This is a genomic window from Kribbella sp. NBC_00482 (assembly GCF_036013725.1).
Lineage (GTDB): Bacteria > Actinomycetota > Actinomycetes > Propionibacteriales > Kribbellaceae > Kribbella.
Genome location: NZ_CP107881.1, coordinates 7,995,052 through 8,021,922, shown reverse-complemented (window position 1 = coordinate 8,021,922; position 26,871 = coordinate 7,995,052). Strand labels below are relative to the sequence as shown.

21 protein-coding genes are annotated in these 26,871 nt (G+C 68.1%); 14 read left to right on the top strand and 7 right to left on the bottom strand.

Features of this window, described 5'->3' with window-relative positions; translation table 11 throughout:
• Nucleotides 1–79 precede the first annotated feature (79 nt).
• Nucleotides 80–568, bottom strand: a complete 489-nt coding sequence (locus OHB24_RS38615; protein WP_327635901.1) for a hypothetical protein — start codon at nt 566–568, stop codon at nt 80–82.
• A gap of 87 nt (nt 569–655) precedes the next feature.
• Between OHB24_RS38615 and OHB24_RS38610 the strand changes: the two genes are divergently transcribed.
• A complete protein-coding gene (locus tag OHB24_RS38610) occupies nt 656–1,030 on the top strand; it encodes a hypothetical protein (RefSeq protein ID WP_327635900.1) in 375 nt (124 codons plus the stop codon).
• Between the two features lie 9 nt (nt 1,031–1,039).
• Here OHB24_RS38610 and OHB24_RS38605 read toward each other — a convergent pair whose 3' ends face one another.
• The 5 genes from OHB24_RS38605 to OHB24_RS38585 are packed head-to-tail and all read right to left on the bottom strand — an operon-like array spanning nt 1,040 to nt 8,082.
• A complete protein-coding gene (locus OHB24_RS38605; protein WP_327635899.1) occupies nt 1,040–2,743 on the bottom strand; it encodes a right-handed parallel beta-helix repeat-containing protein in 1,704 nt (567 codons plus the stop codon).
• An 8-nt stretch (nt 2,744–2,751) separates the two neighbouring features.
• Nucleotides 2,752–4,560, bottom strand: a complete 1,809-nt coding sequence (locus tag OHB24_RS38600) for a hypothetical protein (protein ID WP_327635898.1) — start codon at nt 4,558–4,560, stop codon at nt 2,752–2,754.
• Nucleotides 4,557–6,185 (bottom strand): extracellular solute-binding protein, encoded by a 1,629-nt coding sequence (locus OHB24_RS38595; protein ID WP_327635897.1) that lies wholly within the window; start codon nt 6,183–6,185, stop codon nt 4,557–4,559. Before OHB24_RS38595 ends, OHB24_RS38600 begins: the two co-directional genes overlap by 4 nt.
• A gap of 29 nt (nt 6,186–6,214) precedes the next feature.
• Nucleotides 6,215–7,108, bottom strand: a complete 894-nt coding sequence (locus OHB24_RS38590) for a carbohydrate ABC transporter permease (RefSeq protein WP_327635896.1) — start codon at nt 7,106–7,108, stop codon at nt 6,215–6,217.
• Nucleotides 7,105–8,082 (bottom strand): ABC transporter permease, encoded by a 978-nt coding sequence (locus tag OHB24_RS38585; RefSeq protein ID WP_327635895.1) that lies wholly within the window; start codon nt 8,080–8,082, stop codon nt 7,105–7,107. The genes OHB24_RS38590 and OHB24_RS38585 overlap by 4 nt, the downstream gene beginning before the upstream one ends.
• Before the next feature lie 97 nt (nt 8,083–8,179).
• Here OHB24_RS38585 and OHB24_RS38580 point away from each other — a divergent pair, with 97 nt between their 5' ends.
• A complete protein-coding gene (locus OHB24_RS38580; protein ID WP_327635894.1) occupies nt 8,180–9,202 on the top strand; it encodes a LacI family DNA-binding transcriptional regulator in 1,023 nt (340 codons plus the stop codon).
• Here the strand turns inward: OHB24_RS38580 and OHB24_RS38575 are convergent.
• Nucleotides 9,167–10,033, bottom strand: a complete 867-nt coding sequence (locus OHB24_RS38575) for a phytanoyl-CoA dioxygenase family protein (RefSeq protein ID WP_327635893.1) — start codon at nt 10,031–10,033, stop codon at nt 9,167–9,169. The genes OHB24_RS38580 and OHB24_RS38575 overlap by 36 nt on opposite strands.
• An 86-nt stretch (nt 10,034–10,119) precedes the next feature.
• Here OHB24_RS38575 and OHB24_RS38570 point away from each other — a divergent pair, with 86 nt between their 5' ends.
• From OHB24_RS38570 to OHB24_RS38515, 12 genes are all read left to right on the top strand, one after another.
• Nucleotides 10,120–10,962, top strand: a complete 843-nt coding sequence (locus tag OHB24_RS38570) for an AraC family transcriptional regulator (RefSeq protein ID WP_327635892.1) — start codon at nt 10,120–10,122, stop codon at nt 10,960–10,962.
• A 73-nt stretch (nt 10,963–11,035) separates the two neighbouring features.
• A complete protein-coding gene (locus OHB24_RS38565; protein WP_327635891.1) occupies nt 11,036–11,386 on the top strand; it encodes a hypothetical protein in 351 nt (116 codons plus the stop codon).
• A gap of 17 nt (nt 11,387–11,403) precedes the next feature.
• A complete protein-coding gene (locus tag OHB24_RS38560) occupies nt 11,404–11,709 on the top strand; it encodes a hypothetical protein (protein ID WP_327635890.1) in 306 nt (101 codons plus the stop codon).
• A gap of 10 nt (nt 11,710–11,719) precedes the next feature.
• Entirely contained in the window at nt 11,720–12,232 is a 513-nt protein-coding gene (locus OHB24_RS38555; RefSeq protein ID WP_327635889.1) for a DUF6507 family protein, read from the top strand.
• The gene (locus OHB24_RS38550; RefSeq protein ID WP_327635888.1) at nt 12,232–18,459 is read left to right on the top strand and encodes a toxin glutamine deamidase domain-containing protein; all 6,228 of its coding nucleotides are present in this window, start codon (nt 12,232–12,234) and stop codon (nt 18,457–18,459) included. Before OHB24_RS38555 ends, OHB24_RS38550 begins: the two co-directional genes overlap by 1 nt.
• Nucleotides 18,446–18,970: a YrhB domain-containing protein gene (locus OHB24_RS38545; protein ID WP_327635887.1), complete on the top strand. Its 525-nt coding sequence runs from the start codon at nt 18,446–18,448 to the stop codon at nt 18,968–18,970. Before OHB24_RS38550 ends, OHB24_RS38545 begins: the two co-directional genes overlap by 14 nt.
• Nucleotides 18,971–18,976: 6 nt before the next feature.
• Nucleotides 18,977–19,318, top strand: a complete 342-nt coding sequence (locus OHB24_RS38540) for a hypothetical protein (protein WP_327635886.1) — start codon at nt 18,977–18,979, stop codon at nt 19,316–19,318.
• 34 nt (nt 19,319–19,352) lie between these two features.
• Nucleotides 19,353–23,351 (top strand): type VII secretion protein EccCa, encoded by a 3,999-nt coding sequence (gene eccCa, locus OHB24_RS38535; RefSeq protein ID WP_327635885.1) that lies wholly within the window; start codon nt 19,353–19,355, stop codon nt 23,349–23,351.
• Complete coding sequence (locus tag OHB24_RS38530; RefSeq protein WP_327635884.1) at nt 23,348–23,728, top strand: hypothetical protein; 381 nt, start codon at nt 23,348–23,350, stop codon at nt 23,726–23,728. The genes eccCa and OHB24_RS38530 overlap by 4 nt, the downstream gene beginning before the upstream one ends.
• Nucleotides 23,721–24,740: a DUF6177 family protein gene (locus OHB24_RS38525; protein ID WP_327635883.1), complete on the top strand. Its 1,020-nt coding sequence runs from the start codon at nt 23,721–23,723 to the stop codon at nt 24,738–24,740. The genes OHB24_RS38530 and OHB24_RS38525 overlap by 8 nt, the downstream gene beginning before the upstream one ends.
• A gap of 4 nt (nt 24,741–24,744) precedes the next feature.
• A complete protein-coding gene (locus OHB24_RS38520; protein ID WP_327635882.1) occupies nt 24,745–26,070 on the top strand; it encodes an EsaB/YukD family protein in 1,326 nt (441 codons plus the stop codon).
• A gap of 16 nt (nt 26,071–26,086) precedes the next feature.
• On the top strand, nt 26,087–26,812 hold the full coding sequence (locus tag OHB24_RS38515; RefSeq protein ID WP_327635881.1) for a sulfite exporter TauE/SafE family protein: 726 nt from the start codon (nt 26,087–26,089) through the stop codon (nt 26,810–26,812).
• Nucleotides 26,813–26,871: the final 59 nt, after the last annotated feature.

Genomic DNA, 26,871 nt, shown 5'->3' with positions numbered 1-26,871 from the left:
GGCCAGCACCCGTCATAGCCTGTCCCCACCCACCATCCCCTATCCCCAGTTCCCCATCGCCCCACCGGGGTTGTGCGGTTCAGACCCGGTAGAGGCCGTCGTCGCCGGTGGTTTGGCGGCCCGGGTCCGTGTCGACCGGTGTGATGGTGATGTCGTAGTCCTCGCTGGCTTCCCAGACGACCGCGTCGTAGTGGGCAGCGCGACCGCGTGCGAGGACGCGGATCAGGTGGAAGCCTGGGGTAGGTGGTGTGTAGACCACGTACGCAGGGCTTCCTCCGTCCAAGGGCGCGAGGTAGAGCTCGCCATCAATCGGTATGACGAGCTGCTCACCGACCTCCCACCCATCACCGGCCGTCGCCAGATCCGCCACCGGCCCGTCTACCACCCGAACCGTCACGTTGACCGGCCCGTCAGCACAACCAGTACGAACAATCACCGCAGACGGCACCGGCGGATCCAGCGCCAGAACGGGCCCAACGGTGGCAGGGTCGAGAACAGGAATCCCACCGTCTGCCACCAGCAAGAACTCGTGGTCGGAAACCTCGATCTCGTACGCCGAACCCGTCACCCCGCGAACGTTAGCTGAACGGGCCGCTGGGCAGGCGGGACCCTGTGGGCGTCGTAGTGTGCAGGCTCGGATCGGAAGGGGAGTGGCGTGCGGCGTGTGTTGGGTGTTGTTGCTGGGGTGTTGTTTGTCGGGGTCGCGGTGCTGTTGTTCAAGGGGCCGAGTTTTGTCATCGAGGACGATGGTGAGGGAGCGGTCCACGTGAACTGCGGCTCGTTGATCGCGGTCGGTTGGCCGAGTGACCACTCCTACCTCGACGACGAGAGTTCGTCGCACTGGAACGACGACTTCACCAGCGATCGAAGCCTCGGACCCGAGGGACGCCTCGGGATCGCCCGCGACTGCTCCGAGCGACGCGACACGTACGTCGCCTTCGTGGTGATCGCCGCCTCCGCGGCCAACCTGGCCGCGGTGGCGGCGTTCATGACGGGCCGCACAACTCCCACCGTGCGGGAGAGGTTGTAGCGGAGCCGGTCAGCTGGCGTCGGCTCCGATGTTGGGTGGGTTGGGGATGGTGGCGCCGTAGTAGTCGACGCCGCCGTTGCCGGACACCGGCGTACCCGCTCCGAGTGCGGGGGAGCCGGCCTTGAGCGTGTAGGCCTGCGGACAGGGTTGCGGTCCGGTTCCCGAGGGCGGCGACCACGAGCAGGTGCCGCCGCCACCAGGCGAGGTGAACAGCGGGTCGCCCCAGACAGCGCCCGTCTCGAGACCCGCGGCCTTCCAGGCGGCGAAGTCGGCGTACGTCGTGCCTCCCCAGCGCCAACCGCCCGTGTTCGTGCCGTAGTACAGGTTGTTCGCGAGCGTCATCCCGGTCTGCGTGTACGGGTTGTAGTAGAACTGCCCGGTCTTGCCCGAGCTGCCCTTGTTGGCCAGGTAGCAGATGTTGTCCTTGATCTGGGAGCCGGCGGCCCAGGTGCCGGTGCTGTAGCCGAAGTTGAAGCAGGCGCTGGCCCCGGCCTTCTTGTTCGCGCTCTGATCCTTGTTGCTGAACAAGGTGTTCCCGTAGATGGACAGCGCGTTCTTCGGCGCGTTCGGTACGACGTCGAACAGGCCGCCCTGTGCATTGGCCCAGTCGTCGTTCTGGGAGATGTTGTATCGGTAGGTGTTCGGTCCCCACACTCGTGACGCCGCTGTCGAGGTGTAGGCGAGCAGACCGCTGCCGGCGTTGTCGTGGGTGTAGTTGTACTCGACGAGCGAGTTCGTCGTACCGCCGTCGAGATCGATGCCGTCCCAGTCGCACCCGGCCGTGTACGCCGGAACCGGCTGCACCTTGTACACCTCGTTGTTGCGGATGGTGACGTTGTTCGAGGTGTAGGACATGATGCCGCTGGTGCCGCCGCACGAGGTCACATTGGCGCCGATGTCATGGACGACGTTGTGCTGGATGATCGCGCCGTTCCAGCCGTTGGCGGTCAGCCCGGCACCGGTGGTTTTGGGCGCCATGCCCAGGTTGTACACGGTGTTGCCCTCGACCCGGACGTTCGTGATGTTGACGCCCGAGCCCCACCCGTAGATGCCCGGACCTGCGGTGGAGGTGACGCTGGCGCCGTGCAGCTTGTTGTTGAGGATCTGGATGTCGTCCAGCGGCCCGCTGTGACTGTTCAGCGCATACCCGAGCACCATGATCTGGGCGCCGAACGCGCTCGCGCTGCCGCTCGGCGTACCGAAGCCGGAGATGTCGGAGTTGGTGATCCGCAGACCGGTCGTTGCTGTCGACGATGTTTGGTTCTGCAGCAGTACGCCGGCCGCGGTCGTGCTGCCGTTGACGACCTTGATGTTGTTCAGCTGGAAGCCGTTGACAGCATCTGCGGTGATCGCCGCCGAGGTGTCGCCGGTGCAGTTGGACTGGATGGTGGCCTGCCCGGTGCCGTACGAGTAGACGCGGAACGGCGTCGACGCGGATGAGGCCGGCACGTTCGTCGAGTTGAAGACCAGGCAGCCGGTGAACGTCTGCCCGCCTTCGAAGTAGACGAGGCTGCCTTGTGGATAGGTGAAGCTGTTGACCTTTGCGATCGTCTTCCAGGCCTGGCTGGGGGAGAGTCCGCTGTTGCTGTCGCTTCCGTTGGGCGAGACGTAGTACGTGCCGGCGGCGGCTTGCGCGGGATCTGTGAGGGCACCGGCCAGGAGGGCTCCGAGTATCCCGGGAACGGCGGTTGCGGCGAGCCATCTCGTTCTCATGTTTCTCCTCACTTCGTGGGCGGGGGTATTTCAGGAGTTGCCGTGTGGGTATCGCCGTGTTCCTCGACGGTGCCGACCGTGGTGCGGCCTGTGAGTTCGAGACGCGGTCCGGGGGTCCAGCTCCAATTGATGTGGTTGCCCTCGGCATGTGCCGACACGGACGTGCTTGCCGCTGTCTCGCCGTACGGCAAGAGGGAGAAGGCGCCTCCCACGAAGGCCGAGTCGAGTGATGAGAGGTCGATCGGTTGTGGTTCGGGTGCGGAGAACAGTTCGATCTCGACGGTCAGTACGCCGTTTGCGCCGGCGGTGATCCGGCCGGTCGGAGGAGTGCCGTTCCAGCTGCCTCCGGCCGGGATGACGCTGACTGTGCTGTCGTTGTCGGAGACGGTGACCTGGTCGTGGCTCGTGAAACTGTTGCCTGGGGCACCGTTCACGTGGATCGCCGGGTCCGTGACGCCGCGGAGCTCGAACAGCACCCGGAGCGAGCGCATCGGGACGGATTCCCCGCTCGGGATGACGTTCCGGTGCACGTGATGGTCACCTCCTGGACTCGCGAACCCGACGTGCCACAGGACATGCGGACCGTGCTGGACGGAGGAGAAGATCGCGGACACGAAGTCCACGTCGTCCTTCACCACACGCAGGCGGACGGACCGCGGCGGGCGACGCCAGGCATCGTTGGCGCCCCAGTAACCGAGCAGATTCCGGCGTTGGAACCAGCAATCGGCGAAGTTGATGGTGCCGAGGGTGTTCCTGGTGTGCAGCCAGGTGCTCCCGACACGATCCGGGCGGCCGCGGCTGAAGAGTTCGCGGCGCATCGTCGGCGGTCCTGCGGTGACAAGTTGCCTGACCACGTCTGCGGGCGCGTCCGGGCGGAGGATCGCGGTGTGGACGAGGCCGAGGGCGGCCGGTGAATCGTCGACCCGATCGAGCCCACTGTCGAACGGCGGCTGCCCGCCGACGGCCTTGGCGAGATGAGCCAGGAGGTGGGGTTCTTCGCCGAGATCATCGCGATAGGCCCGCGACATCGGCCCCGACAGCTGCCCGGACGGAAGATGCCAGCGCTGGACGAGGTGCCGCCAGAGCCGGTCGACGAGGTCGGCCGCGATCGTGGCGGAGCGCTGGTCGGTGATGTACTGACTGACGGCCGACATGGCGGTGCAGGTCACCAGCCAGTACGTCGGGCTGTTGTACTCGGCGAAGCTGCCGGTCTCGTCGACGGTCGCCGCGAGCCGTTCGATTCGCTCGCGGCCGTAGCGGGTCAGCTCGGGATCGCCGAGGACCTGACCAGCGCCGAGCGTCACGAAGGTGCCTTTGCTGGCGATGTTCGTGTAGGACATCGGCACGTTCCGGCGTACGACGGCCTCCGCTGCGGCAGCGATTGCGGTTCGCAGACGCTCTCGCAGCGGGTCAGGGAGGGCGGTCGCGTGGCGGATCGTGATCAGGACAAGCTCCTGCCCGATGAAGTCCGCCCAGTTGGTGTCGGGCCGGGCCATCCTTTCGAGGGGTTCTTCCAGGTAGTAGGGCCAGATCCCGTAGGTGTCCGACCCCGGATCGAGGTCCTGCCCGTCGAGGACTCGGTCCAGGATCCCGGCCGCCTCGTCGGCCGCTCCGGTCTCGAGCAGGATCAGCGCGTAGGTGGTGGATTCGCGGAAGGCGTGGACAGTCCGGCCGCCGAGTGCGGTGTGCACGGAGCTCGCCGAACCCGGCATCCGGATCAGCCGGTGCGCGACGTCGTACGCGCGCTTTCCGGCGGCGGCAGCGGTGGTGATGAGCCAGTCGTCGAACTGGCCGGGCGCGAGCGGTCTGGTGCTCATCCGGGCTGCTTGGCGTATTCGTCCCGGATCTTGTCGCCGACGGCGGACTTCCAGGTCTTGACCGCGGCGGTGAAGTCGTCGATCTTCTTGCGTCCCATGATGACGTCGCTGACGGTGTCGCGGACCTTCTGCTCCTCGTCGCCGGAGCGGCTCGCGGTTTCGGAGTACAGACCGAGGGTCGGATCGGCGAGTCCGTGCGGGGCGACGGTCTTCTCCCACTGGTACTGCGCCCGGACCCAGTCGGCCTGGCCGGGGCCGTACATCACCCGGAACTCGGACCCGCTGACGTACCCGACGTTGACGACTTCCTTCTTGCCGACATCCGTCAACTTCGGCTCGCCGTTCTCGAACTGGTAGTCCGGCCCGGAGATGCCGTAGTGGACCAGGAGGTACTCCTCGGTGCCGAAGGGCGCGGCATAGAGGTTGAGCAGGCGCAGGCATTCCGCGGCCCGGTCGTTGGCGGCCTTCTTCAGCAGGACGACGCCGTACACGCCGGACCCGTAGTAGAGCGCCGGCTGCTGGCCCTTGGCGCTGAACAGCGGCATCGCTGTCACCTGCGAGGACTTCAGGCCTTGCACGCTGGTCAGAGCCTTCCACCCGCTCAGCTGACCGGCGTTGCAGACGATCTGTCCGGAAACGAAGAGTTCGGTCATCTGAGAGCCGGTGAGGTTCGCGGACCTCGGATGGAAGTAGCCGGACTGCCGGAGCTTCGCGGTGAACTCGACGGCTGCTTTGTACTCGTCGGTCTCGAAGTCCCGGGTGAAGCTGCCGTCGGAGTTCTTGCTCCAGTTGTTGGGTGCGCCGAACGCGGCCGCGAACGCCGGCAGGCTGAACGATCCGTACGATCCGGTGAGAGCCCAGCGATTGTGGCGTGGATCGTTGACCTCGGCGCACATGGCCGCGAAGTCGTCGGTCGTGGCGATGCTGCTGGGGTCCGCCTTCATCAGGTCTGTGCGGGCCAGCATGACGTTCCAGAGCAGGGGACGCTCGACCGGAACGCCCCACAGCCGGCCGAACATGCGGGCGTTGGTCCAGGCCTTGGACGGGATCGCGGCGAGATGCGGGTGGTCCAGGATCTTGTCCCCGGTCAACAGGTCCGAGAGGTCGGCGAACTTGTTCTCGAGCAGCTTGTCGAGCCGCGGTTGGCCGAAGTCCTGAACCAGGACCATGTCAGGCAAGTCGTTGCCCGCCAGCAAGGTGTCGACCTTGGTGCCGTACTCGCTGGACGGCGCCGTACGAACCGTGAACTTCCCCCCGAGGCGGGCGTTCATGGCCTGTGCGTAGGTGTTGTTGTTGAGCGCGGGCGGCGGGGGAGCGAGCGTCGGCACCATGATGCTGATCTCGCCGCCGCTCATCGGGGCGCTGTCGACCGAACGCCGGAGATCCTTCGGCATCGTGAAGAACCCGTCCTGGATCCCGCGGGCCGGTTCGCCGGCCAGATCCGGCTTCACACCGGTCGGCACCCGGTACGTAGGTAGATCGACCTGCTTGGCGGTAGTGGCGCCCGTACCGCCGTTGTTGCCACAAGCAACGAGACTCGGTACGCCGAACGCGAGGGCGGAACCGCCGAGGACAGCGGACTTCAGCGCCGTTCTGCGGGAGACTTCTCGGTTGATGGATGACATCTGTCCTCCTGGAAGGAGCAAAGGGCGGATCAGCCTTTGACCGCGCCGGTGAGTACGCCTTTGGTGAAGTGGCGTTGCAGGAACGGGTAGACCAGCAAGATCGGGACCAGCGCGACGATCACGACGGCTGCCTGCACCGCCTGCTCCGGCGGCGGTGCCTCGCCCGAGGCGGCGGCCGAGCTGTCGCCGAGCGACTGACCTTGCAGGACGTAGGTTCTGAGCAGCAGCTGCAGCGGCCACTTGTGGGAGTCGTTCAGATAGAGCAGGGCGTTGAACCACGCGTTCCAGAAGCCGACCGCGTAGAACAGCCCGACGACCGCGATGACCGCTTTGGACAGCGGTACGACGATCTGCCCGAAGATCCGGAACTCGCCGGCGCCGTCGATCCGCGCGCTGTCGTACAGCTCGGTCGGCAGCCCCATGAAGAAGCCGCGCATGATGATCACGTTGAACGCACTGAGCGCGGTCGGCAGGATCAAGGCCGCGTAGCTGTCGAGCAGACCCAGGGACTTGACGGTCAGATACTGCGGAATGATGCCGGGATGAAACAGGAAGGTGAGCAGTACGGCGCTCAGGATCGCGCGGTGCCCGAATGACCCGCGACGGCTCAGACCGTAGGCGAGGAGCGCTGTCACGGTCGTCGCCAGCACACTGCCCACGATGGTCACACCGGCACTGATCAACAGTGCGCGGGTGACAGCGCCGCCGGCCCAGATCTCCCGGTACGCCGCCCAGGTCGGATCGCGCGGGATGAGAACGTACGAACCCGCTTCGGCGAGCGCCTTCTGGCTGGAGAGGCTCGTGGAGAGAACGCCGGCGAAGGGGAGTAGTACCAGCACGCACACGACCGACAGAGCGGCAGCCTTGCTGACCTTGCCGGCAACGGTCGGCTCCTCCATCCACGGCGGACGCAGATCCGTCATCGCTGGTACACCCCCTGCTCGCCCAGGGCATGAGCTGCCTTGTTCGCCGTGAGGATGAGGAGGAACCCGACGAGGCCTTTCAGCAGGCCTGCGGCGACGGCGACGCCCCAGTTGCTGTCGACCACGCCGTGGAAATAGACGTAGCTGTCGAGTACTTCGGACGCGTCGGCGCCGACGGACGCTCGCTGCAGGATGATCGGCTCGAAGCCGACGGACAACGCCTCGCCGAGACGCAGTACGAGCAGCAGCACGATCACCGGGCGGATCCCCGGGAGGGTCACGTGCCACAGTTGCCGCCACCGTCCGGCGCCGTCGACCGCGGCCGATTCGTACAGCTGAACATCGATGGCCGCGAGGGCCGCGAGAAAGATGATCGTGCCCCAGCCGGCGTCCTTCCAGATGCCCTCGGCCGTGACCAGCAGCTTGAACAGGTGCGGACTGGTCATGATGTCGAACGTCGCGAAGCCGTGACTGCGGGCGAACGAGTTGATCATCCCCGCGCCGCCCAGCGTCTGCTGGAACAGCACGATCACGATCACCCAGGAGATGAAGTGCGGCAGGTAGACGATGTTCTGGATCAAGCGGCGCAGCCAGGACCGCAGGACGCCGTGCAGGAGGATCGCCAGGCCGATCGCGGCCGGGAAGAACAGCACGACCTGGAGAAACGTGATCTCGAGCGTGTTCCGCAGTGCGTTCCAGAAGTCGGGGTCGGCGAACAGATCGGTGAAGTTCCGTAGCCCGATCCACGGGCTGTCCACGAGGCCGACGTACGGCAGGTAGTCCTTGAAGGCGACCACGTTCCCGAGCAACGGGACGTAGTGGAAGAGCAGGAGCAGCAGGAGACCGGGCGCCGCCATGATCAGCAACGCCAGGTCGCGGCGCAGCCGGTCACGTCGCGATGCGCCGCGACCGTCGCCGCTCGCCAGGCGGTGGGGGGAAGCGCTTGCCGAAGAGGCGCGACGACGGGCTGTCATGCGGTCTCCCAGTGGTCGGCTCGAACTGAGCGATATCGCGCAACTGTCACGTGACAGTTGTGGAACTATCACGTGATAGTCCGCTAGGATCAGCATCATGGCAGCGGACCAGCAGAGGCGCAAGAGCGCGACCCGGATGGATGTGGCGAAGCTCGCCGGGGTGGCGCCGACGACGGTTTCGGCGATCCTGAACGGCCGGGCCGCCGAGCTGAAACTGGCCGCGGCAACGGTCCTTCGGGTCGAGGAGGCCGCCCGCGAACTTCGCTATCTCCCGAACGCCGCTGCCCGTGCGCTGCGCCGGCAGGGTTCACGCACGTTGGGCCTGATGTGGGGGCCTGGTTATCGGGACACGATCACCGCGGCCGCGGTGCACGCACACCAACTCGGGTATTTCACCGTCCTGCTCAATTCCACCGGCGATGCGCGCGACGCGATCATGGCGGTGCGGGACGCCGGGATCGCCGGCCTGATGTGCCCGGCCGGTGGGCAGCAGCAGGCCTTCGGCGAGGAACTGCACGCCGCCGGAGTCCCGGTGGTGTGGATGGATCCGTACTTCACCGAGGACCACGGCCTGCCAGGTCCGCTGATCGCGATCGACGCCCGGATCGGCACCAGAGCACTGGCGAAACACCTCGTCGCGCGGGGTCATCGGAGCCTCGTCGCGCTGACCGGACCTAACGCGGCCCTCCCTGCGCGTCCGACGTCACCGGAAGCGGCCGGCCCGCGGTACCAGCCGCTGATCGAGGCGTTCGGCGACGGCTTCTCCGCGGTGTACGCCGATGACTGGGAAGCGGGCTCCGGTCGCGCGGCCATCGAACGACTGATTGCTGCTGGCAACGTTCCCGACGCGCTGTTCGCGGCCAGCGACCGGCTGGCGGCGGGCGCCATGAGTGCCTGCCTTCGAGCCGGCCTGCAGGTTCCCGGCGACATCGCGATCGCAGGCTTCGGTAACGAAGACTTCAGCGAATGCCTCACTCCTGCACTGACCACGGTGCAGTGGCCGCTGCGCAAGCTCGCTCAGCGCGGTGTGGACCTCCTCGTCCAGACCGTCGACCAGCCCGAAACCGAACCGCAGCGCCAGGTCCTAGCCTCGGAGCTCGTGATTCGCGAATCCACCTGAGGCCAGGCTGTCGTACAGGATCGGGTTCAGGGGGGATTGGGGGACCTGGCCTACCTCGGTTCCGGGCATCCAGTTGGCGAGGTCTGCGGTTTGGTTGTCGTTGGTCGGTTCGGTGGTGCGGAGGTCGGCGTCGAGGTAGATGACAGTCATGACGCGGCGAGGCTGGGTGCCGCGGTTCGGTCCGGCGTGGTGGAAGGTCCAGCCGCGGTGGAAGCTCGCGTCGCCGAGTGCGAACGGTTCCACGACGTCCTCGAAGTACTGCTCGGCCACGGCGTTCTTGAGTTTCTCCTCCGACTCGTCGGAGATCGGGAGGTCGCGGCCGAAAGCGAAGTTGTGGCTGCCGCGCGCGAAGGCGAGCGGGCCCATCTCCAGCGGGGTCTCCTGTAAGGGCAGCCAGAGCGTCACGCACCGGTCGGAGGACAGCGGCCAGTAGTACTGGTCGGCGTGCCACGGAGTGATGCCGCCGCTCGGCTCCTTGTAGAGCGCCTGGTCGTGGTACAGACGTACGGCGTGAACCCCGAGGAGCTGTGCCGCGATGCCGGCCAGGCGTCGTGCGAACACGAGCTCCTTGACCTTCTCGTTCTGCCGCCACAGGTTCGTCACCTGCAGGAACGCCTTGCCGTACGTATCGCGCTCGGCCAGCGGCAGGTGCTGAGTGTTCAGCCGGATCACCTCGGAAGTGATCGTCGGCTCGTACTCCGCGATCGTCTCGGTGCTCAGCACACCGGAGAGGTGCGCGAACCCGTTGCGGTTGAAGTCGGCGGTGGCGGTCGGCGGCAGCCCGTCGTACGGCGTCTCGAGCTCGTCGACGGAGATGTTCGTGGTCGTCATGGCTTCCACGATTCCAAGCGGAGACCTCGGGTGCTACGCCGCTGATGACCAGTTCTGGTACTCAGTTGTCCTTCTAGAATGTGCGGATGAAGCCGCGCTTCGAACGGCCGGGAGTCCCCAGCGGTACGACGTTCACGTGCTTCACGAGGCGCGACCGGTGCTTTGACTTCGCCTGGCACTTCCACCAGGAGTACGAGCTCACGCTCATCTCCGCCGGATCGGGTACCAGATATGTGGGTACCACCGTCGAGCGGTACCTCCCGGGCGATCTGGCTCTGCTCGGCCCCGACCTGCCGCATACGTATGCGTCCGAGCCGTCCGATCAGCCGTCCGAGGCGGCGGTCACCCAGTTCCGGCACGACTTCCTCGGTGCGGGCTTCTTCGAGCTCCCGCAGTTCGGCGCCGTCCGCGATCTCCTGGTCGGCTCGGTCCGTGGGCTGTCCTTCAGTGACGTCGCACCGGAACTGCGAGCAGACATCGCCGGTCTTCCGCATCTCACGTCGACGGTCCAGACGACGCGGCTTCTCGACGTACTGCATCGTCTTGCCGACACCACGGCGACTCCTATCACGGGCGCCGGGTACGCCGCGGCGCCGAGCACCGCTGTACGCGATCGGATCGACGTCGTGGTCCGGTACCTGCAGAAGGCTCACACCGAGCCGGTGCTCCTGGACGAGGTCGCCGCGCTCGTGCACCTGTCGCCGACGTCGTTCAGCCGTTTCTTCCGCGCTGCCATCGGCTGCACGCTCACCGACTACGTCAACCAGCTGAGAGTGGAGACGGCCTGCCGTCTGCTGACGACGACGTCGCTCCCGGTCACCGAGGTCGCGGCGCGCAGCGGCTACCGGAACCTCGCCAACTTCAACCGCCGCTTCCGCGACCTGAAATCGATGCGCCCGACCCACTACCGGGCCGCGCTGACCCGATGAAAGCGATTTGAAAGCGGCGTCGGGAACCCTGAGTCGACTGTGAACGCCGAACGGGCTCAGGAGGAACCGAGAGATGGCTGGTCAGCGATGGGACATGAGTCAGGGCGCGTTCGACCAGGCGGCGAAGGGCACCGCCGGGCGTGCGCAGGACCTGGGCGGACTGGTCAAGCAGCTCGTCGAGGCCGCCGCCCCGCTGGAGGGGAAGTTCGGCGGTGAGGGCAAGAAGCAGTTCGACGCCTTCAAGCAGAACGTCGACGGCATCGCCGCGAGTTTGAACGCCGGGATGGCGCACCTCGCCGTCGGCCAGCACGGCGTCGGGACCGCGATGAACACCGCGCAGAACGAGCAGGTGACCACGGCCAAGCAGAACATGGGCAGCGCCGAGGGCCAGTCGGCCGCCGCGCGCCGGTTCCGCGGACGCTGACGAGAGGGCTTGGGGACATGAACGAGCGCAACAGCTACGACATCGGCGCCTCCGAAGAGGTACAGACCCGGATCAAGCAGCTGTCGGGGCAGATCAACTCGCTGATCGGCCAGCACGAGCGATCCGTTTCGGCGTTGCTGTCCGACGCGTCGGCGACGAACGTGACCGAGGAGTACCGCGGGATCGAGTCGGAGTTCAGCAAGGCGGCCGAGGACGTCCGGTCGATCATCAAGCTGCTGACCGACACGTTGCAGGCCAACGACCGTACAGCCGAGGCCGCGCTGAAGAAGGCCAGCTCGGCCGTCAACCAGATCCCGCACTGACCGCCGGGCCATGACGGACTGGGACATCGACCCGGAAGGGGTCAGCCAGGTGCTACAGGCGACGTACGACGAGGCTCTGAAGCTCGAGACGTACGCCGGGAACTACGGCTCGTACCTGGGAGGCGTGTCCGGTAACGCCGGCGGCATGATCGCCGACGCGCTGAACGGGTTCGCGATCGCCTACAACGGGTCGTTCAACGCGATCGCGGCGCAGATCATCGCGTCGATGACCGGGGCCAAGGACGCCACGATCGCCTACCTGGACGGGCATCAGGAGATGGCGCTGAACGCGGCGCGGGGCGCGAACGGTGTGTTCGACCGGGAGCACGAGGTCGCGGAGCGCAAGTCGGAGGAACAGATGAAGACGCGCGAGGCGGAGCGCCCGGAGCCCGAGGCTCCCTCGACCGGCCAGGGCAAGTTCGAGAGGGCCGGCGGGGACGAACTGGGTCCGGCCGAGCCGTACACCGGCACCGGGGGCACGTCGACGGTGGACACCGGCAAGACCCCGGGCGGAGCTGCCTGATGCCACTGGTCAATCCCGACGGTCTGCCGGACCTGATCCCCGGCGACCTCGACTACGTCGAGTCCAACGGCAGGAATCTGTCGGACGTCGGGCAGTTCATCACCGACACCGGCTCGGCCGTCAGCCGGAGCTTCTGGCAGTTGCAGGGCGTGTACGTCGCGCCGGAGGCGTACCAGCTGATGTGTTCCATCAACCCGGCGTACAACGAATGCGCCCGGCTCGGGAACGCGATCAAGGACGCCGGCGATGCGATCCAGGATTACGTGCGCGAAGTCCGGCCGCTGCACGAGCGGCTCGAACGCACCAAGCGGGACGCGTACACGTTCCTCGACGTCATCGATCGCGAGGTCACGTCCGAGGGCGAGGACTGGAACGACTACGAGAACATCATTGCCGACAACAACCGGTTGGGCGAGGACATGACCAACCTCACCCTCGCGATCCTCGACTGTCAGGTGCGGTGCGCCAACAAGATCGAGGCGTTGTACGGCGGAGCCGGCTGGGACCCGGAGACGCTCGACCGGAACTGGCAGCCGGGGATGCCGATGAGGACCGGCCCCAAGGTCCTGGTCCACAACGAAGATCCGGTCTACCCGCCGTGGGGCGGGTACGAGGACTGGGACAAGCCCTGGATCATGGACGTCGGCGATTTCGCCGTCGACGCCGTGGACGCGCTGACGGTGATGTTCGGCGTGCAATGGGCGGCGCGGGAGTGGTTCGGCGTCGAGTCGATGTTCGGGCACCCGACGGCCGACATGTACCAGACGTTCGACGCCTGGGGCGAGGCCGTGATGGACTTCGTGTCGTTGGTGCACGCCATTCCCGGCGTCGGGGATGCGATCGACCTGGTCACGCCGGAAGGCTTCGGCAAGGACATGGACGCCAGGTTCGACTCCCAGATCGAGGACATCCGCGAGGACTGGAACTCCGGCAATCAGGCGCGCGCGGTGGCCGGCGTACTGGGCTTCGTCCCTGGGGTCGGCAAGCTCGCGACGCTCGCGACGAAGGTGGGCAAGTTCGCCGGTCTGGCGAGCAAGGTGCCTGTGATCGGCAAGATCGCCGATCACGCCGGGGCCTACCTGGACTTCAAGGCGAACATCCGCGCCACCGCGATCCGCGGCACCAGCAAACTCCCGGTCCTCGGCGACGTCCTGAAGGGCATCTCCCACATCCCGATCCTCGGCGAAACAGTACGCATCGAACGCGGCGTACCCCTCAGCAAGACCCTCACCCCCGAACTACCCCAGGTCCACATCACCGACCCCAACCACACCCCCCACAACCCAGCCGACCCCCGCCACCCCATCGACCCCCACCAGCCCGTGGACCCCCGCGGGCCGGTGGACCCACGCCACCCAGCAGACCCACGCGAGACGGTGGATCCGCGTGGGCCGGTGGATCCACGCAACCCGGTAGACCCGCGCGGGACGGTGGATCCACGTCACCCGGTCGATCCGCGAGGAACCGTGGATCCGCGTGGGACGGTCGACCCCCGTCACCCGGTCGATCCACGCCAGCCAGTCGACCCACGTGGGACCGTGGATCCGCGCAATCCGGTCGACCCACGCCAGTTGGTGGACCCGCGACAGATCGTCGATCCCCGCCACCCCGTCGATCCGCGTAATCCGGTCGATCCGCGTAATCCGGTGGACCCCCGTAACCCGGTGGACCCCCGTAACCCGGTCGATCCGCGGGAGAGGGTGGATCCGCGCCAGCCCGTGGATGCGCGTCACCCGGTTGACCCACGCCAGCCGGTCGATCCGCGCCAGCCAGTCGATTCACGTAACCCGGTCGACCCGCGTCATACCGGCGACCCGGGTCGGGGCGAGCCGGGGGATCGGCGCGGGCAGGATCCCGGCAAAGAGCACGACCCGCGGACCAGCGACCGCGGCCGCAAGCGGGAAGAGACCGAGGGCAAACCGACCACGATCGAGCCGAAGGAACGCCCCGACGGCCGCAAAGAGCCGCAGGGCCGGCCGAACGAGCCACGCCGGCCCGCCGAACCCGAGCAGCCCGGCAACCCCGAGCAGCCCGGCCGCGAACGTACGCCGACCCCCATCGGCAACCCGACCCCGATCCCCGCAGGCTCCGGTATCCCGAACGCCCACCGTGGCGACAGCGGTACGCCGTCCCGTGGCATCGACCCCGACCGCCCCCGACGCGAAGGCCACGACCAGACCGACGACGGTTCGGACCGAACCCACTCGAACGACGACCGCAAACCCAACCGAACCAAACCCCGCCCCGAAACCCCCACCACACCCCGCGAACACACCCGTCGAGACACCACGGATCGCCCCAACCACCCAGACCACACGGATCGTCCAGACCACACGCCGGACCCGGCCAAGACCCACCCCGAGCCCGCGCCGTTCACGCCGGTCGCCGCGACGGCGGGCGTGGACACCGGGCACCTGGCTCGCTCCGGCCAGAGCGGCTCGCCGACCAATCGCCCGCTCCACCACGATCGGAACGCGGACCGCGACGCTGACGACAGCGCGGATCGCAACGTCGGGGACGGCGTACCTGAGAGTGCGGTGCGGTTCATCGGGGAGCGCGTGCGGCAGTTCTACGAGCACCCAGGGGCTCGGGTCGAGTTGCTCGATCGGGGCAGCCCGCGGTACGAGATGTTCGCTCAGCAAGCGCGCCGCGAGCTGGGCCCCGACGACCTGCCGGAACGTGAACGCAAGGGCCGCGAGTACCTGTCCGAAGCCCTCGACGGATCCCACCCGCACGCCGTAGTCGCCAGCGTCGGCGACCGGATCGCGTCCGCGATCTCCCTCGACGTACGCCACGGTGAAATGCAGCTGAGCAAACTCGGCAGCGCCCACAAGGGTTTGCGCGGCGCGGCGACCGCGGTCGAGCACTTCGTCGCGCGGTACGCCGCGGACAACGGCGGCCTCGCCGTCACGTCGGAGATGCCGCTCGCCGATGCGCACGACTTCCACCACAAGATCGGCCGCCGTACCGACCGTCTCCCCGGCAGCGGCCTGTCCGAGTGGTCACCGTCCGACGTACAGCAGATCGCGCGGCGGACCGAGTCGATGTTCGAACACGAGACGCTGGATCTGGTACGCCGGGATTTCGCGGATCTGCACGCGCGCCGTACGGCAGGTTCCCCGTCCGGCATCGACCCGGGCGCGACCGCGAACCGGCTGTCTCGCGCAGCCGACGAGTTCCGCCGCGAAGGCGGCCGCGTCGAGGTCGTCGAGAACGACACCAAGACCGACGCGCACGTCGACCTCGGAGACGGCGACGGCGTCAACGTGCCGGCGAACGGCCGGACCTTCGTCTCGTACGACCGGCACGGCCGCCCGACGTCGGTGCTGACGATCCGAGACACGCGGACTCACGTAGAGATCGAGGGACTCCACCTCGGCGGCACGCCGTCGCCCGGTTCGGTGGAGGCCGGCGTACGCGAGCTGGTCCGGCACGCGTCCCGCAGCGGTCTGGACATCCGCGGGAAGTTGACGGGCGACGCACGTACGGCGTTCGGCCGAGCGCTTGGAACGGAACACGGCCGTACGCCGACCGGAGGTCTGCCGTCCCGCTCAGCAACAGAAATAACCCACCACCTACCCGAAGGAGACCGCCCCCCAGTACACGCAGTAGAAGAAGGCGGCACCGTCCGCCACGCCCCCAAGCCCACCACCCCAACCCACACCAACAAGCCCACCCACACGAACAACCCAACCCACGCCGATCCAGCTCACGCCAACAATCCGACCCACGCCAACAGCCCGACCTCCACCGACCCGACCCACGCGGACCCAGCTCACGCCAACAACCCGACTCACGCCAACAACCCGACCCATGCCAACAACCCGACCCATGCCAACAACCCGACCTACGAGGACGGACTGCGTCGCGCGGAGCGGCCACGGCAGGCGGAGGGCCCCGAGTGGCCTGGTGCAGATCCGGATCGTGTCGAGCGGGGTCGTGGCGAAGGTTCGGGGCACGGTGACGACGGAGGCTTGGCGGAGATCGGGCGCAGGCTGTCGGGGGACGACGATTCAGGCGCCCGTCCTACGAAGGACGGTTCTGGAACGCCGGAAGGCGCGGGTCGCCACGGCGATCAGCCGGGTCACGCCGCGCAACCGCGTCGGGTCGAGCAGCCGGGGGAGCCGGGGCGTGTCGAGGACTCGGGGCGTGGTGGGGATGACGGGGATCTTGGGGAGATTGGGCGTCGACTGCTTGGGGAGGACGGGGCTCGGCGTGCTCAGGGGCGTTCTGACGGGCCGGGAGAGGCTGGGCGGGGTGAGGGTCGTCGGGAGGATCCGGATATCAGTCGGGCTGCTCGGTGGCGGTCTGGTGATGAGAAGTTGATTGAGTCGTTGCGGTCGGATCGGCAGCGGGTGGGGGTGCCGGGGGAGGCGCGGCCCGACGTACGGCCGGTTTTGTGGGAGAGCGGGGATCCGGACGGGCGCAAGCTGGAACGGGTACGTGAGGCTTCGGCCGGGGATCGGCTCGAGCGGGTTGACGAGTGGTCGGGCATCCTCGACGACGGGTCGGCCGGGAAGCTTTCGACGCGGACGGCTTGTGCGGAACGGTTCCGGGTGTTCGCCGAGATGATGCACGGTGGGGATCCGAGACTTGCGGTAGGTAATGCGTTCGGTACGGGGGAGTCGCGCGTGGAGATGTGGGAGTGGATTGGCGGCCGGCCGGGGTATCGATCGCACGACCCGCTGCGCAGTACGCCGGAGGAGTTCACCGCCGAGGCCTACCAGCAGTTGGAGCGGTCGTTGCGCGGGAGCCCGCCGGGGACCTTGGCGTATCTCGGTGTCGATTGGCATGAGGGCAGCGGGCATGCGTTCGGTGCGTTCGTCGACCGAGGTGGGCGAGTGCGGTGGTGGGACGGGAATCAGCGGTTGTACGACGAGCACGCGCCGGTCACCGGTGCGTGGCCGCCGCGGACTCGCGCGCTGCGGGGGCTCGAGGTTGCGATGCGGCGGCCGGGTGAGCGGTGGTTGACACCCGGTGCCGATGGTCGGTGGGGCGAACTCGGGCAGCTGCCCGACGACTCGCAGATGATCGACTACCGCTACCCCAAGTCCGATCGCCCACCAACCCCCGGCACCACGCAGCAAGCTGGCGAACCTTCACACTCGCGGGCCGACTCCGGTCCAGGTGTCGGCGAGACACCAAGTTCGCCGGTTGGTTCGGTGGGTGGAGATGGTGTGCCTTCGCGTTCGGTCGTTGGTTCCGAGGGTCCTGGGGATTCTGGGGCTGTTGGGCGGTTGGGGCGGAATGAGTTTCGGGGTGGGGGTCCGGAGGGTGGGGCGCCGGGGTTGTGGGTGACTGCGCGGGAGGCGGTTGGGGCTGATCCGTTGGGGCGGCATGTTCCGTGGTCTGCGGTGGATCGGTTGGTGCCTCGGGAGGCGCGGGTGAATGCGGCTGCCTGGGAGCGGATGGGCGACGAGTGGGATCGGTGGATCGGGTCTGGGCATGAGGTGCGGGCTGAGCTCGTGCCGTCTGTGCCGGACGCGGGGCCGGGTGCGCTCAGGGTGCGCTACGAGGTTGTTGACCCGCGGACCGGGAAGACCGTCTGGGGTGGTGGGCGAGGAACCTTCGACCACACGGGTGGCGCTGTACTGCGGCACCCGGACGGCAGGGTCGAGCAGTTCGAACCGACCGGCACGCCGGCACACAACGAGATCCCCGAGGCGCACGACAAGTTGCCTGGGGCATCTTCTGTGGAACATCAGGCGGTTCCTCAGGTGCACAGAGGGAATGGGCGCGGGGTGGACTTTGGGCGGGTGTTTCCGGAGTTGGTGGATGTCAATCCGGATCGGCCGGGGTTGCCGGCTCGGCGGAAGTGGGAGAATTGTGAGGGGTCGGTCATCGCGGCCGAGTTGACCTTGCGGGGGCAGCCGTCTTCGGCGGTGATGGTTGATCCACGGGAGCTCGAAGGCAGTCAGCGCTTGCGGATGACGCAGCGGGTCGGCGTGCCGTACACGACCTTCCGCGAGGTCGGTGACTTCGAGGAGATCGCGCAGGAGATCTATCGGGCCGGTGACGGGGCGCGAGGCCTGGTATGTGGCTACCGCTCGTTCCTCGGGATCCCGACGTCGGGGCACGTGTTCATGGTCGTCAATCGCCACGGTCGCGTGTACTTCGTCGACCCGCAACAGCGCACCTGGGCCCGGCTGGAACGGTTCGGCGCGGGCCTCGAGTTCCTGCGGACGAACTACGGAAGCAACGAAGGACAGAGGCATGGAGCGGAGTGAAGCGCGTGCAGTCGCAGCCGCGTTCCTGGAGAGCGTGGAGTCGCCGGGCGAACTGTTGCGATTGGCAACCGATGACGAGCACGTGGCGGATGTCGGCTGGGCATGGGTCTTCGCCTGGTCGACGAGAGAGTGGTTCGACACCGGTGAGGGACGGCCGCCCGTCGGCGCGGGTCCGATCGTGGTGGTGAAGTCGACTCGCGACAGCTGGATGCTCGGCAGCGCGACGCCGTACGACGAGCAACTAGAAGGTTACGCGGTTGAACACGGTCTGCAGCATGTCGATCCCGCGGCCGAGCTCGCCGCCTGGTTGACCGTGCAGTCGGCGTCACCGGACCCGGTGACGGCGGCCGACCTGGCGACCTGGCGGCGTCGCGGGGTCCGGGGCTGGTGGCTGTTCGAGATGCCTGGGTTCACCGACACGATGTTCCTGGTCGGCGATGGGGTGTACGAGTTCCACCCGAGCCGGACGTCTGTCGACGAGGCGCTGGCTGCGGCCGGCGGGACGGGGTGACCGGCCGTGCCTCGGGAGTACAACAACCAGATCATCGAGTCCGTCAGCGTACGGCGGCAGCGGCTCCGTGACGCCGCGCTGTTCGGGGCCGATCGGGCCCGGCACAGCCTGGACGAGGGCGTCGGCAAGTTGTTCGCCAGTGTCGCGCTGGCCGCTGTGATCTGCGCCGGATGCGTCGGCTGGTCCTTCATCGATCGCGAACTGGCGAAGGAGAAACAGCAACAGAACCAACCGGCCCAAACCGTGGCTCCGAGCCCGTCGCCATCGGCCACTTCGTCAGCAACACCACCAAGAACCCAGTCGACCCGACCAGCCACCAAACGACCGACGACGACCCCGTCCCGCTGAGCCCTGAGCGCAAACGTTTCCGGAAGGAGATCCCGTGTCTACCCTCGTGCACCGCCCGGCGCGGAGCACCCGGCATCTCGGCGAGCAGCCGCCGAAGGTGATCGAGGCGCCGCCGACGCTCGGCCAGGCCGGCGGCGGTGGCGGGCCGATGCAGGCGCTGCTGCCGATCACCGGCGTACTCGGCTCGGTCGGCATGATGGCGGTGACGCGGAGCACCCTGTTCATGGTGGTGGGCGCGGCGATGCTGGTGGCCACGCTCGCCGGCGTACTCGGGTCGGCGATGTCGCAACGCGGTCGCGCCGGCCGGGACCGGCGCAAGCAGCGCGAGCGGTACCTCGATTATCTGGAGCGCCTGCGCGACGAGTTCGCCAAGACCGAGCGGACAGTACGTTCGGAGGCCGGTCTCCTGGACCCGCCGAGCGACGCCCTGGTCGACTGCGCGCGCGACCCGGCGCGGCTGTGGGAACGCCGACGTACCGACTCGGATTTCCTCAAGGTCCGCTGCGGCACCGGCCGCATCCCGGTCGGTCCGGCGACCGTGGTGCAGAACCCCGGCGCCACCATGGATCCGCCTGATCCGTTCATGATGGCGGAAGCGCAGGCCGTCGTACGCCGGTTTGCGCTGATGCCGGAGATGCCCCTCACCGTGCCGATGGACCAGGTCGGCAACGTCAGCATCGTCGGCGATCGTGACGGCGTGGTGAACGTGGCCCGGTCGCTGTTGCTGCAGTTGGCGGTGTTCCACGCGCCGGAGGACGTCGAGTTGGCGGCGTGTTACCCGCCCGCCGCGATGAAGGACTGGCAGTGGCTGAGCTGGTTGCCGCACGTGCTGGACCCGGAACGCCAGGACGGTCCGCACCCGTTCCGCAGGATCGCGCCGTCGCCGGTCGAGCTGGCCGGCCTGATCGCGAACGATCTGTCGGAGCGGACGAAATGGGCCAGCGAGGCTCGGCGTGGATCCATGGGGCAGCAGGACAGCCGCCGGCTGACGCAGCGGCTCCTGGTGCTCCACGACACGTACGGGCAGGTCAGTGCCGAGGTCCGCGCACAGGGCGAGGGACAAGACACTCCAGCGCTCGGTCTGACTGTTCTGCACCTGGTCGCCGACCGGACCCAGGAACCCAGCAACGTCGCGGTCCGGATCTCGGTACAAGGCGACGAGGTGGTGGTCGAGGACCTCAGGAGCGCCCAGCCACTGGTGGCCACCGGTCAACCCGACCGCACCACCGCTGCCGTCGCCGAAGGCCTCGCCCGGAGGCTGGCGCCGCTGCGGCTGTCGAAGGAGTCCGCCGAAGAGGATGCGTACACGTCCGACGTCGACGTGATGGGCATGCTCGGCATCGACGACCCGGGTCGGCTCGACCGGGCGAGGATGTGGTCCGCCCGCGGCGAGCGGAACTTCCTGCGGGTTCCGATCGGTCTCGACCAGGCCGGCGCCCCAGTGATGCTGGATCTGAAGGAGTCTGCCCAGCTCGGGATGGGGCCGCACGGCCTGTGCGTCGGCGCCACCGGGTCGGGCAAGTCGGAACTGCTGCGCACGCTGGTGCTCGGGCTGCTCGCCACGCACAGCCCGGAGGACCTGGCGATGGTTCTGATCGACTACAAGGGCGGCGCGACCTTCGCCCCGTTCGACGGCGTACCGCATGTCGCCGGGATCATCACCAACCTGGTCGACGACCCGACCATGACCGAACGGGCGTACGCGAGCCTGGCCGGTGAGGTCCAGCGCCGGCAGCGGGTACTGCGGGATGCCGGGAACATCGCGAACATCACCGACTACCGGCTGCTCCGCCAGCAGCGGCCCGAACTGGATCCGTTGCCGCACCTGTTCGTGATCATCGACGAGTTCGGCGAACTGCTCACCGTACGGCCCGACTTCATCGACCTGTTCTTGTCGATCGGCCGGATCGGTCGGTCGATCGGCGTACATCTGCTGCTGTCCAGCCAGCGGATCGAGAGCGGTCAGCTGCGCGGGCTCGAGACCTACTTGTCGTACCGGCTGGGGCTGCGGACGTTCTCCGAGGACGAGAGCCGCTCGGTGCTGGACACCACCGACGCCTTCCATCTGCCGCCGTTGCCGGGCTTCGGCTATCTCAAGGTGGACGTCTCGGTGTACCAGCGGTTCAAGGCGGCGTACGTCTCCGGCCCGTATACAGGTCGGATCAACCGCGAGCCGGAGAAACCAGGCCCGGTGGTCCGGCCGTACCTGCTGACGCCGTACCAGCAAGACCTCGGTGGACTCGCGGCCGCAGCCGACGACGAAGACGGTGCCACCGAGCGCACAACCGGCCCGACCGTGCTCGACATGTTCGTCGGCCAGGTCAAACCGGCCGCCAGGAAGGTGAGCCAGATCTGGCTGCCGCCGCTGCCCGTCGCCTGCACGCTGGACCAGCTCGCGGGCGATCCACGGCCAGGTCCGCGAGGACTCCAGTTCCCGGCCGGGTCGCCGCAGCTGGCGCCGCCGATCGGAGTGCTCGACGACCCCCGCAGGCAACGGCAGGAAGTGATGCGGCTCGACCTGACCGCGGCCGGCGGGCACTGTGCACTGATCGGCGGTCCGCAGTCCGGCAAGACCACCACGATCCGGACGATCGTGACCGCGCTCGCCCACAGCCACACCCCTGCCGAGGTAGCGATCTACGGCCTCGACCTGGCCGGCGGCGGACTGCAGCCGCTGCGCGATCTGCCGCACGTCGGCGGGATCGCGATCCGCACCGACCGGAACCGGCTGCGGCGGACGCTGGAGGAGATCCGGGGGATGATCGACCACCGCGAACGCGTTTTCCGCGACCGCGGGATCGACACCATGGAGACCCTGCGCGAACTCCACGGCGCGGGCGAGGTCCCCGAGTTGCCCTGCGCGGACATCGTGCTGCTGGTCGACAACTTCGGCGCGATCCGGACGCAGTTCGACGAGATCGACGAGCCGATCGCGGACATCCTGCAGCGCGGCAGCGGGTACGGCGTACATGTCGTGGCGGGGATGCTGCGCTGGAACGACGTACGGATGCAACTGCAGTCACTGTTCGGCACAGTGCTCGAGCTGAGGTTGAACGATCCGTCCGACTCCATGATCGACACGCGTCTGCAGGGAACGATGCGCAGCGCCCGGCCCGGCCGGCTGCTCACCCCGCAGGGCAAGCTGTTCGCTCAAGTCGCGCTGCCGCGGGTCGACGGCCGGGTCGACGACGATCGCCTCAGCCAGGTGCTCGAGTCGCAGTCGGTCGCGATCAGGTCTGCCTGGAGCGGCGCGCTCGCCCCGCAGGTCAGGGTGCTGCCGTTCCAGGTCGGACGTCGGGCGCTGCCGAGCTCGGTGACGGAGCCGGAGCGGGTGCCCATCGGGCTGGACGAGGCCGGTCTCGCGCCGGTGCTGCTCGACCTGTCCGGTGACGACGGCAACTTGGTTGCCTTTGGCGACAACGAGTGCGGCAAGACGAACCTGCTCCGGCTGGTCATGCAACAGCTCGCCGACCGGTACGCCGCGTCCTCGGAGCTCGTGTTCGGGGTGATGGATCCCAGACGCTCCCTGACCGACGTGGTGAAGTCGTTGCCCGAGGACTACATCGGCGGCCACGCGACGAACATCCGGCAAGCCGGCGGGCTGGCGGGCGCGATCGCCGAGGAGCTGGAGCGGCGCATGCCCGACGACTCCGGCACGCCGGACAACACCGGACCACGGATCGTCGTCGTGGTCGACGACTACGACCTGCTCACCACCGGCGGTCAGTCGCCGCTGGAACCGTTGCTGCCGTACGTCGCGTCCGGTCGCGATCTGAATCTGCATTTCGTCGTCGTACGACGGGCCTCGGGCGCGTCCCGCTCGATGTACGAACCCTTCCTGCAGGCCGTGCTCGAGTCCGGTTGCGCCGGACTGGTGATGGCGGGCGATCGGGGCGAAGGCCAGATCTTCACCGGCGCCCGGCCGGGCAGCTACCCGCCCGGACGGGGACTGTTCGTGCGGCGCGGGGACAGCCCGGTGTTGATCCAAACAGCGCTTGCTGACGGCAACGGCCAACTAGGAGGTTCTCAATGACGTACGACGTAGTGGCGCTGCTGGAGCGGATGCCGTCGGACGAGGACGTGCTGGCGGCGCTCGCGGCAACCGGTACCGAGCATCGGGTCCGGGCGGTGTCGGGCGGCATGGTGATCCAGCTCTGCGACGACGCAGACGTCCCGTTGGTGTCGATCGACACGCCGATGTACATCCAGGTGCCGGGCGAGCCGATGCGGCAGTTCGGGCCCGCGTACGCCGACGTACCGACGCCGACCTGGTGGGTGGAGATCCGCGCCGCGACGCACGACGTCGGCTCGCGGTTGGCGTGGCGGTACGCCGAGGAGCTGGTCGAGCGCACCGGCGGCCGGATCTGGGCACCGCCGCCCACTGCCGAGAAAGGAGCCAAGAATGCCTAACGCACTTGACTACAGCCCCGGCCTGGATCTGATCACCGACGAAGTAGCGGTGATGATGCAGGACCGTCCGGTGGTCGGTCTGTCCGCCTGGTTGCTCGATGCGGTGGCCGCCGCCGAGCGCGAGGGCCGCGGCGTCCAGCTGGTGACCCCGGCCGGCGTCAGGCTCAGCTACCCGGCACGGACCCGCCTGTTCTCGGGCCGGAACACCCGCTGGGTCGTGCAGTCCGACGAGGCGTACGACGGACTTACCGGTGTGAAACTCAGCTGGGACGGGAAGAAGTTCGCCCCGGTCACTGGAGCCGATGGTCGCGGGGAGTTGGCCGCCGCGTGGATGACCGATCCTCAGAAGCTCGACGTCCGGGCCAACCTTCAGGTCCTGGCGCGCGTGCGCTATCCGGCGTTGGACAGCACGATCGTTGGCCGCGCCACCGAGTTGCTGTTCACCGAGCTGACCGGTGCGCCGCCGATCGGCTGGGGCACCGAGGAGCCGTTGAACCGTCCGTGGAACGCCGAGGCCAGCGCCTCGCTGACGGCGTACTGCCATCGCCGGTCCCCGAGGCCCTCGCTCCTCACCGTGGTCGGCGCACAGACCGATGGAGTCCTGCCGGCGACCGGGTCCGCGGTGATCAACAGCCGGCCCGCCGGTATCGAGGAGACCGTGATGCTCGCGGTCGCACAGCCGGGACTCGAACCACCCGACGCTGACACGGTCCGGGACGTGATCGGACGGCTCGCCGAAGAGGTGGAGCTGGTGACAGTGCTGGTCAGCGCGGCGGGCGCGGCCGCCGACACCACGTCGTACCCGCACTTCACCGGCTTCCCCGGACCGATCGGCCTCGCGATCGGTCCGCAGGAGGCGCGGATCGGCGCGTCGACCAAGTCGGTGCCGATCGGACCGGCCTCCCGACCGGCGGCCTGGTACGGGCTGGGCGACGGCACGCGGCTGCCGGACTGGGAACGACTCGGCGACCTGCTGCGCAGCGCCATCTCCGGTACCAACAGAGAAGGATGAGCTAATGGGCGCGACGTACAGCAGGGTGACAGTGGTCGGTCGGCGTCGGCGGATGGACGCCGTACTGCCGGTCGACGAGCCACTCGGCAAGCTGTTGCCGGACCTGATGCAGATGCTGGACGAGCCGGTGGAGCGGTGGCCGCGGCGCAGGTTCCTGACCACCGTCAGCGGGGAGCAGGTGGCGCCGGAGTACAGCCTGGCCAGTGCCCGGCTCGGCGATGGCGCGGTGCTGAGGCTGATGGCCGAGGGCGAGTTGCCGCCGGCTCCGACGGTGTACGACATCACCGAGGAAACCGTGGACGACCTGGATCGCCGGGCGACCGCGTTCCAGCCCAAGCACCGCCGGGCCCTGGCCGGTGCCGCGTTGGTGGTCAGTGTGCTGGCCGGCGTGATTGCTCTGGTCACCCAGGCGGAATCGGACCTGGCGTTGTTCCTGCTGCTGGTGCTCACCACGCTGACCGGCTTCGTCGGCGTTGTGCTCGGCCGCTATCAGCGACCGGTGGTCGGCATCCCGCTGTTGGCGATCGCCACCGGATGTCTCTCGATCGGGCTGGTGGTCTGGGCGATCGCTGGCGGCTGGTCGGCGCCGATGGCGTTCGCGGCCGGTGCGGCCGGGGTGGGAATTGGCGCCGTACTGTTCGCCGGGGCCGGATTGGCCCGTGGCGGCGTGCTCGGCGGCTCCGTCACCGTGGCGTTCGCGGTGTGCTGGATCGGTGGTGTGCGGCTCGGCATCGACGCGGATCGGGTCGGCGTCGTGGCCGGCGCGTTGTCCGTGCTGGTGCTCGGGTTGCTGCCCAGGATCGGGCTGGCGATGTCGGGCTTGACCGCGCTCGACGACCGGCGGGCCCAGGGCGTCGAGGTCCAGCGCACCGACGTACATTCGGCGATCAACGCGGCGCACCTCGGGATCGCGCTGGCCACGGTTCCGGTCGCGATGTCGTCGGTGGCGTCGGCCGTCGTGATGCTGCGGACCTGGAACGGCTGGTCGATCAGCGCCTCGGTGCTGCTGGCGTTCCTGCTCGCGTCCCGAGCGCGGCTGTACCCGCTGCTGACCGAGGTCGCGGTCCTGTGCGCGGCGGCGCTGAGCATCATGCTGGTGCTGACGTTCGTCCTGTCCACCAAGGAAGCCGGAGGCGCCCTGATCGCCGTCGGCCTCCTGGTCGTGGTCGGCATGGTCGCCGCCTTCGGGATGCGTCCGGAGTCACCCCAACACCTCCAGGCCCGCGCCTCACAGATCCTCGACGCGATCGAGGTCGCCGCGATGATCGCCTTCGTACCACTCGCGTTCGGCGTCTTCGACCTGTATGCGAAACTTCTGAACGTCGCCTAACCAGGAGGTTCCCGCAGTGAGTGGTACTGCGGGACTGCTCCTTGGCGGGGTCGTCCTGCTCGGGGCCTTCGTCCAATGGCTCACGGGCATGGGGTTCGCGTTGGTCGCGGTGCCTGCGCTCGTGATGGTGCTCGGGCCGACGGACGGCGTCTCGTTCGCGAACTGCGCGGCCGGTGTCGTCTGTGTCCTGGGCCTGTCCCGCGGGTGGCGCCAGGTGCGCTTGAAGGCGATGGTCCCGCTGGTGATCGCCGCCGCATGTACGGCGCCGCTCGGCGCCTGGTTCTCCCGAGTCCTGCCCGAGCCGGTGCTTCTGGTGGTGATGGGTGGACTGGTGACAGTGACCGCGGCCCTGCTGATGAGCGGTCTGCGCGTGCGAGCCCTGAGAGGACTCGCCGGCGCGCTGACCGCGGGTGCGGCCGGCGGGTTCATGAACACGGCCGGCGGCCTCGGCGGACCCCCGGTGTCGCTGTACGCCGTCAACGCGAACTGGACGATCCGCGAGTTCGTGCCGAACGCCCTGTTCTACGGCACGATCGTCAACATCTTCTCCCTCGTCACCCGCGGCGTACCCCCACTCGCGGGTGACGAATGGCTCGTGGCGGCCGCCGGACTGCTGCTCGGCGCCGGACTGGGCGCCCTCCTGTCCGGGCGGATCCCGGACCGCGTAGCCCGATCGATGGTCCTGACGCTGGCCATCACCGGCGGCATCGTCACCACAATCAAGGGCTTGCTGACGGCCTAGGGCGTGGCTCCCAACCCCATTTCCCTGGCTGACCCACCAATTTGCCTGGCTGACCCACC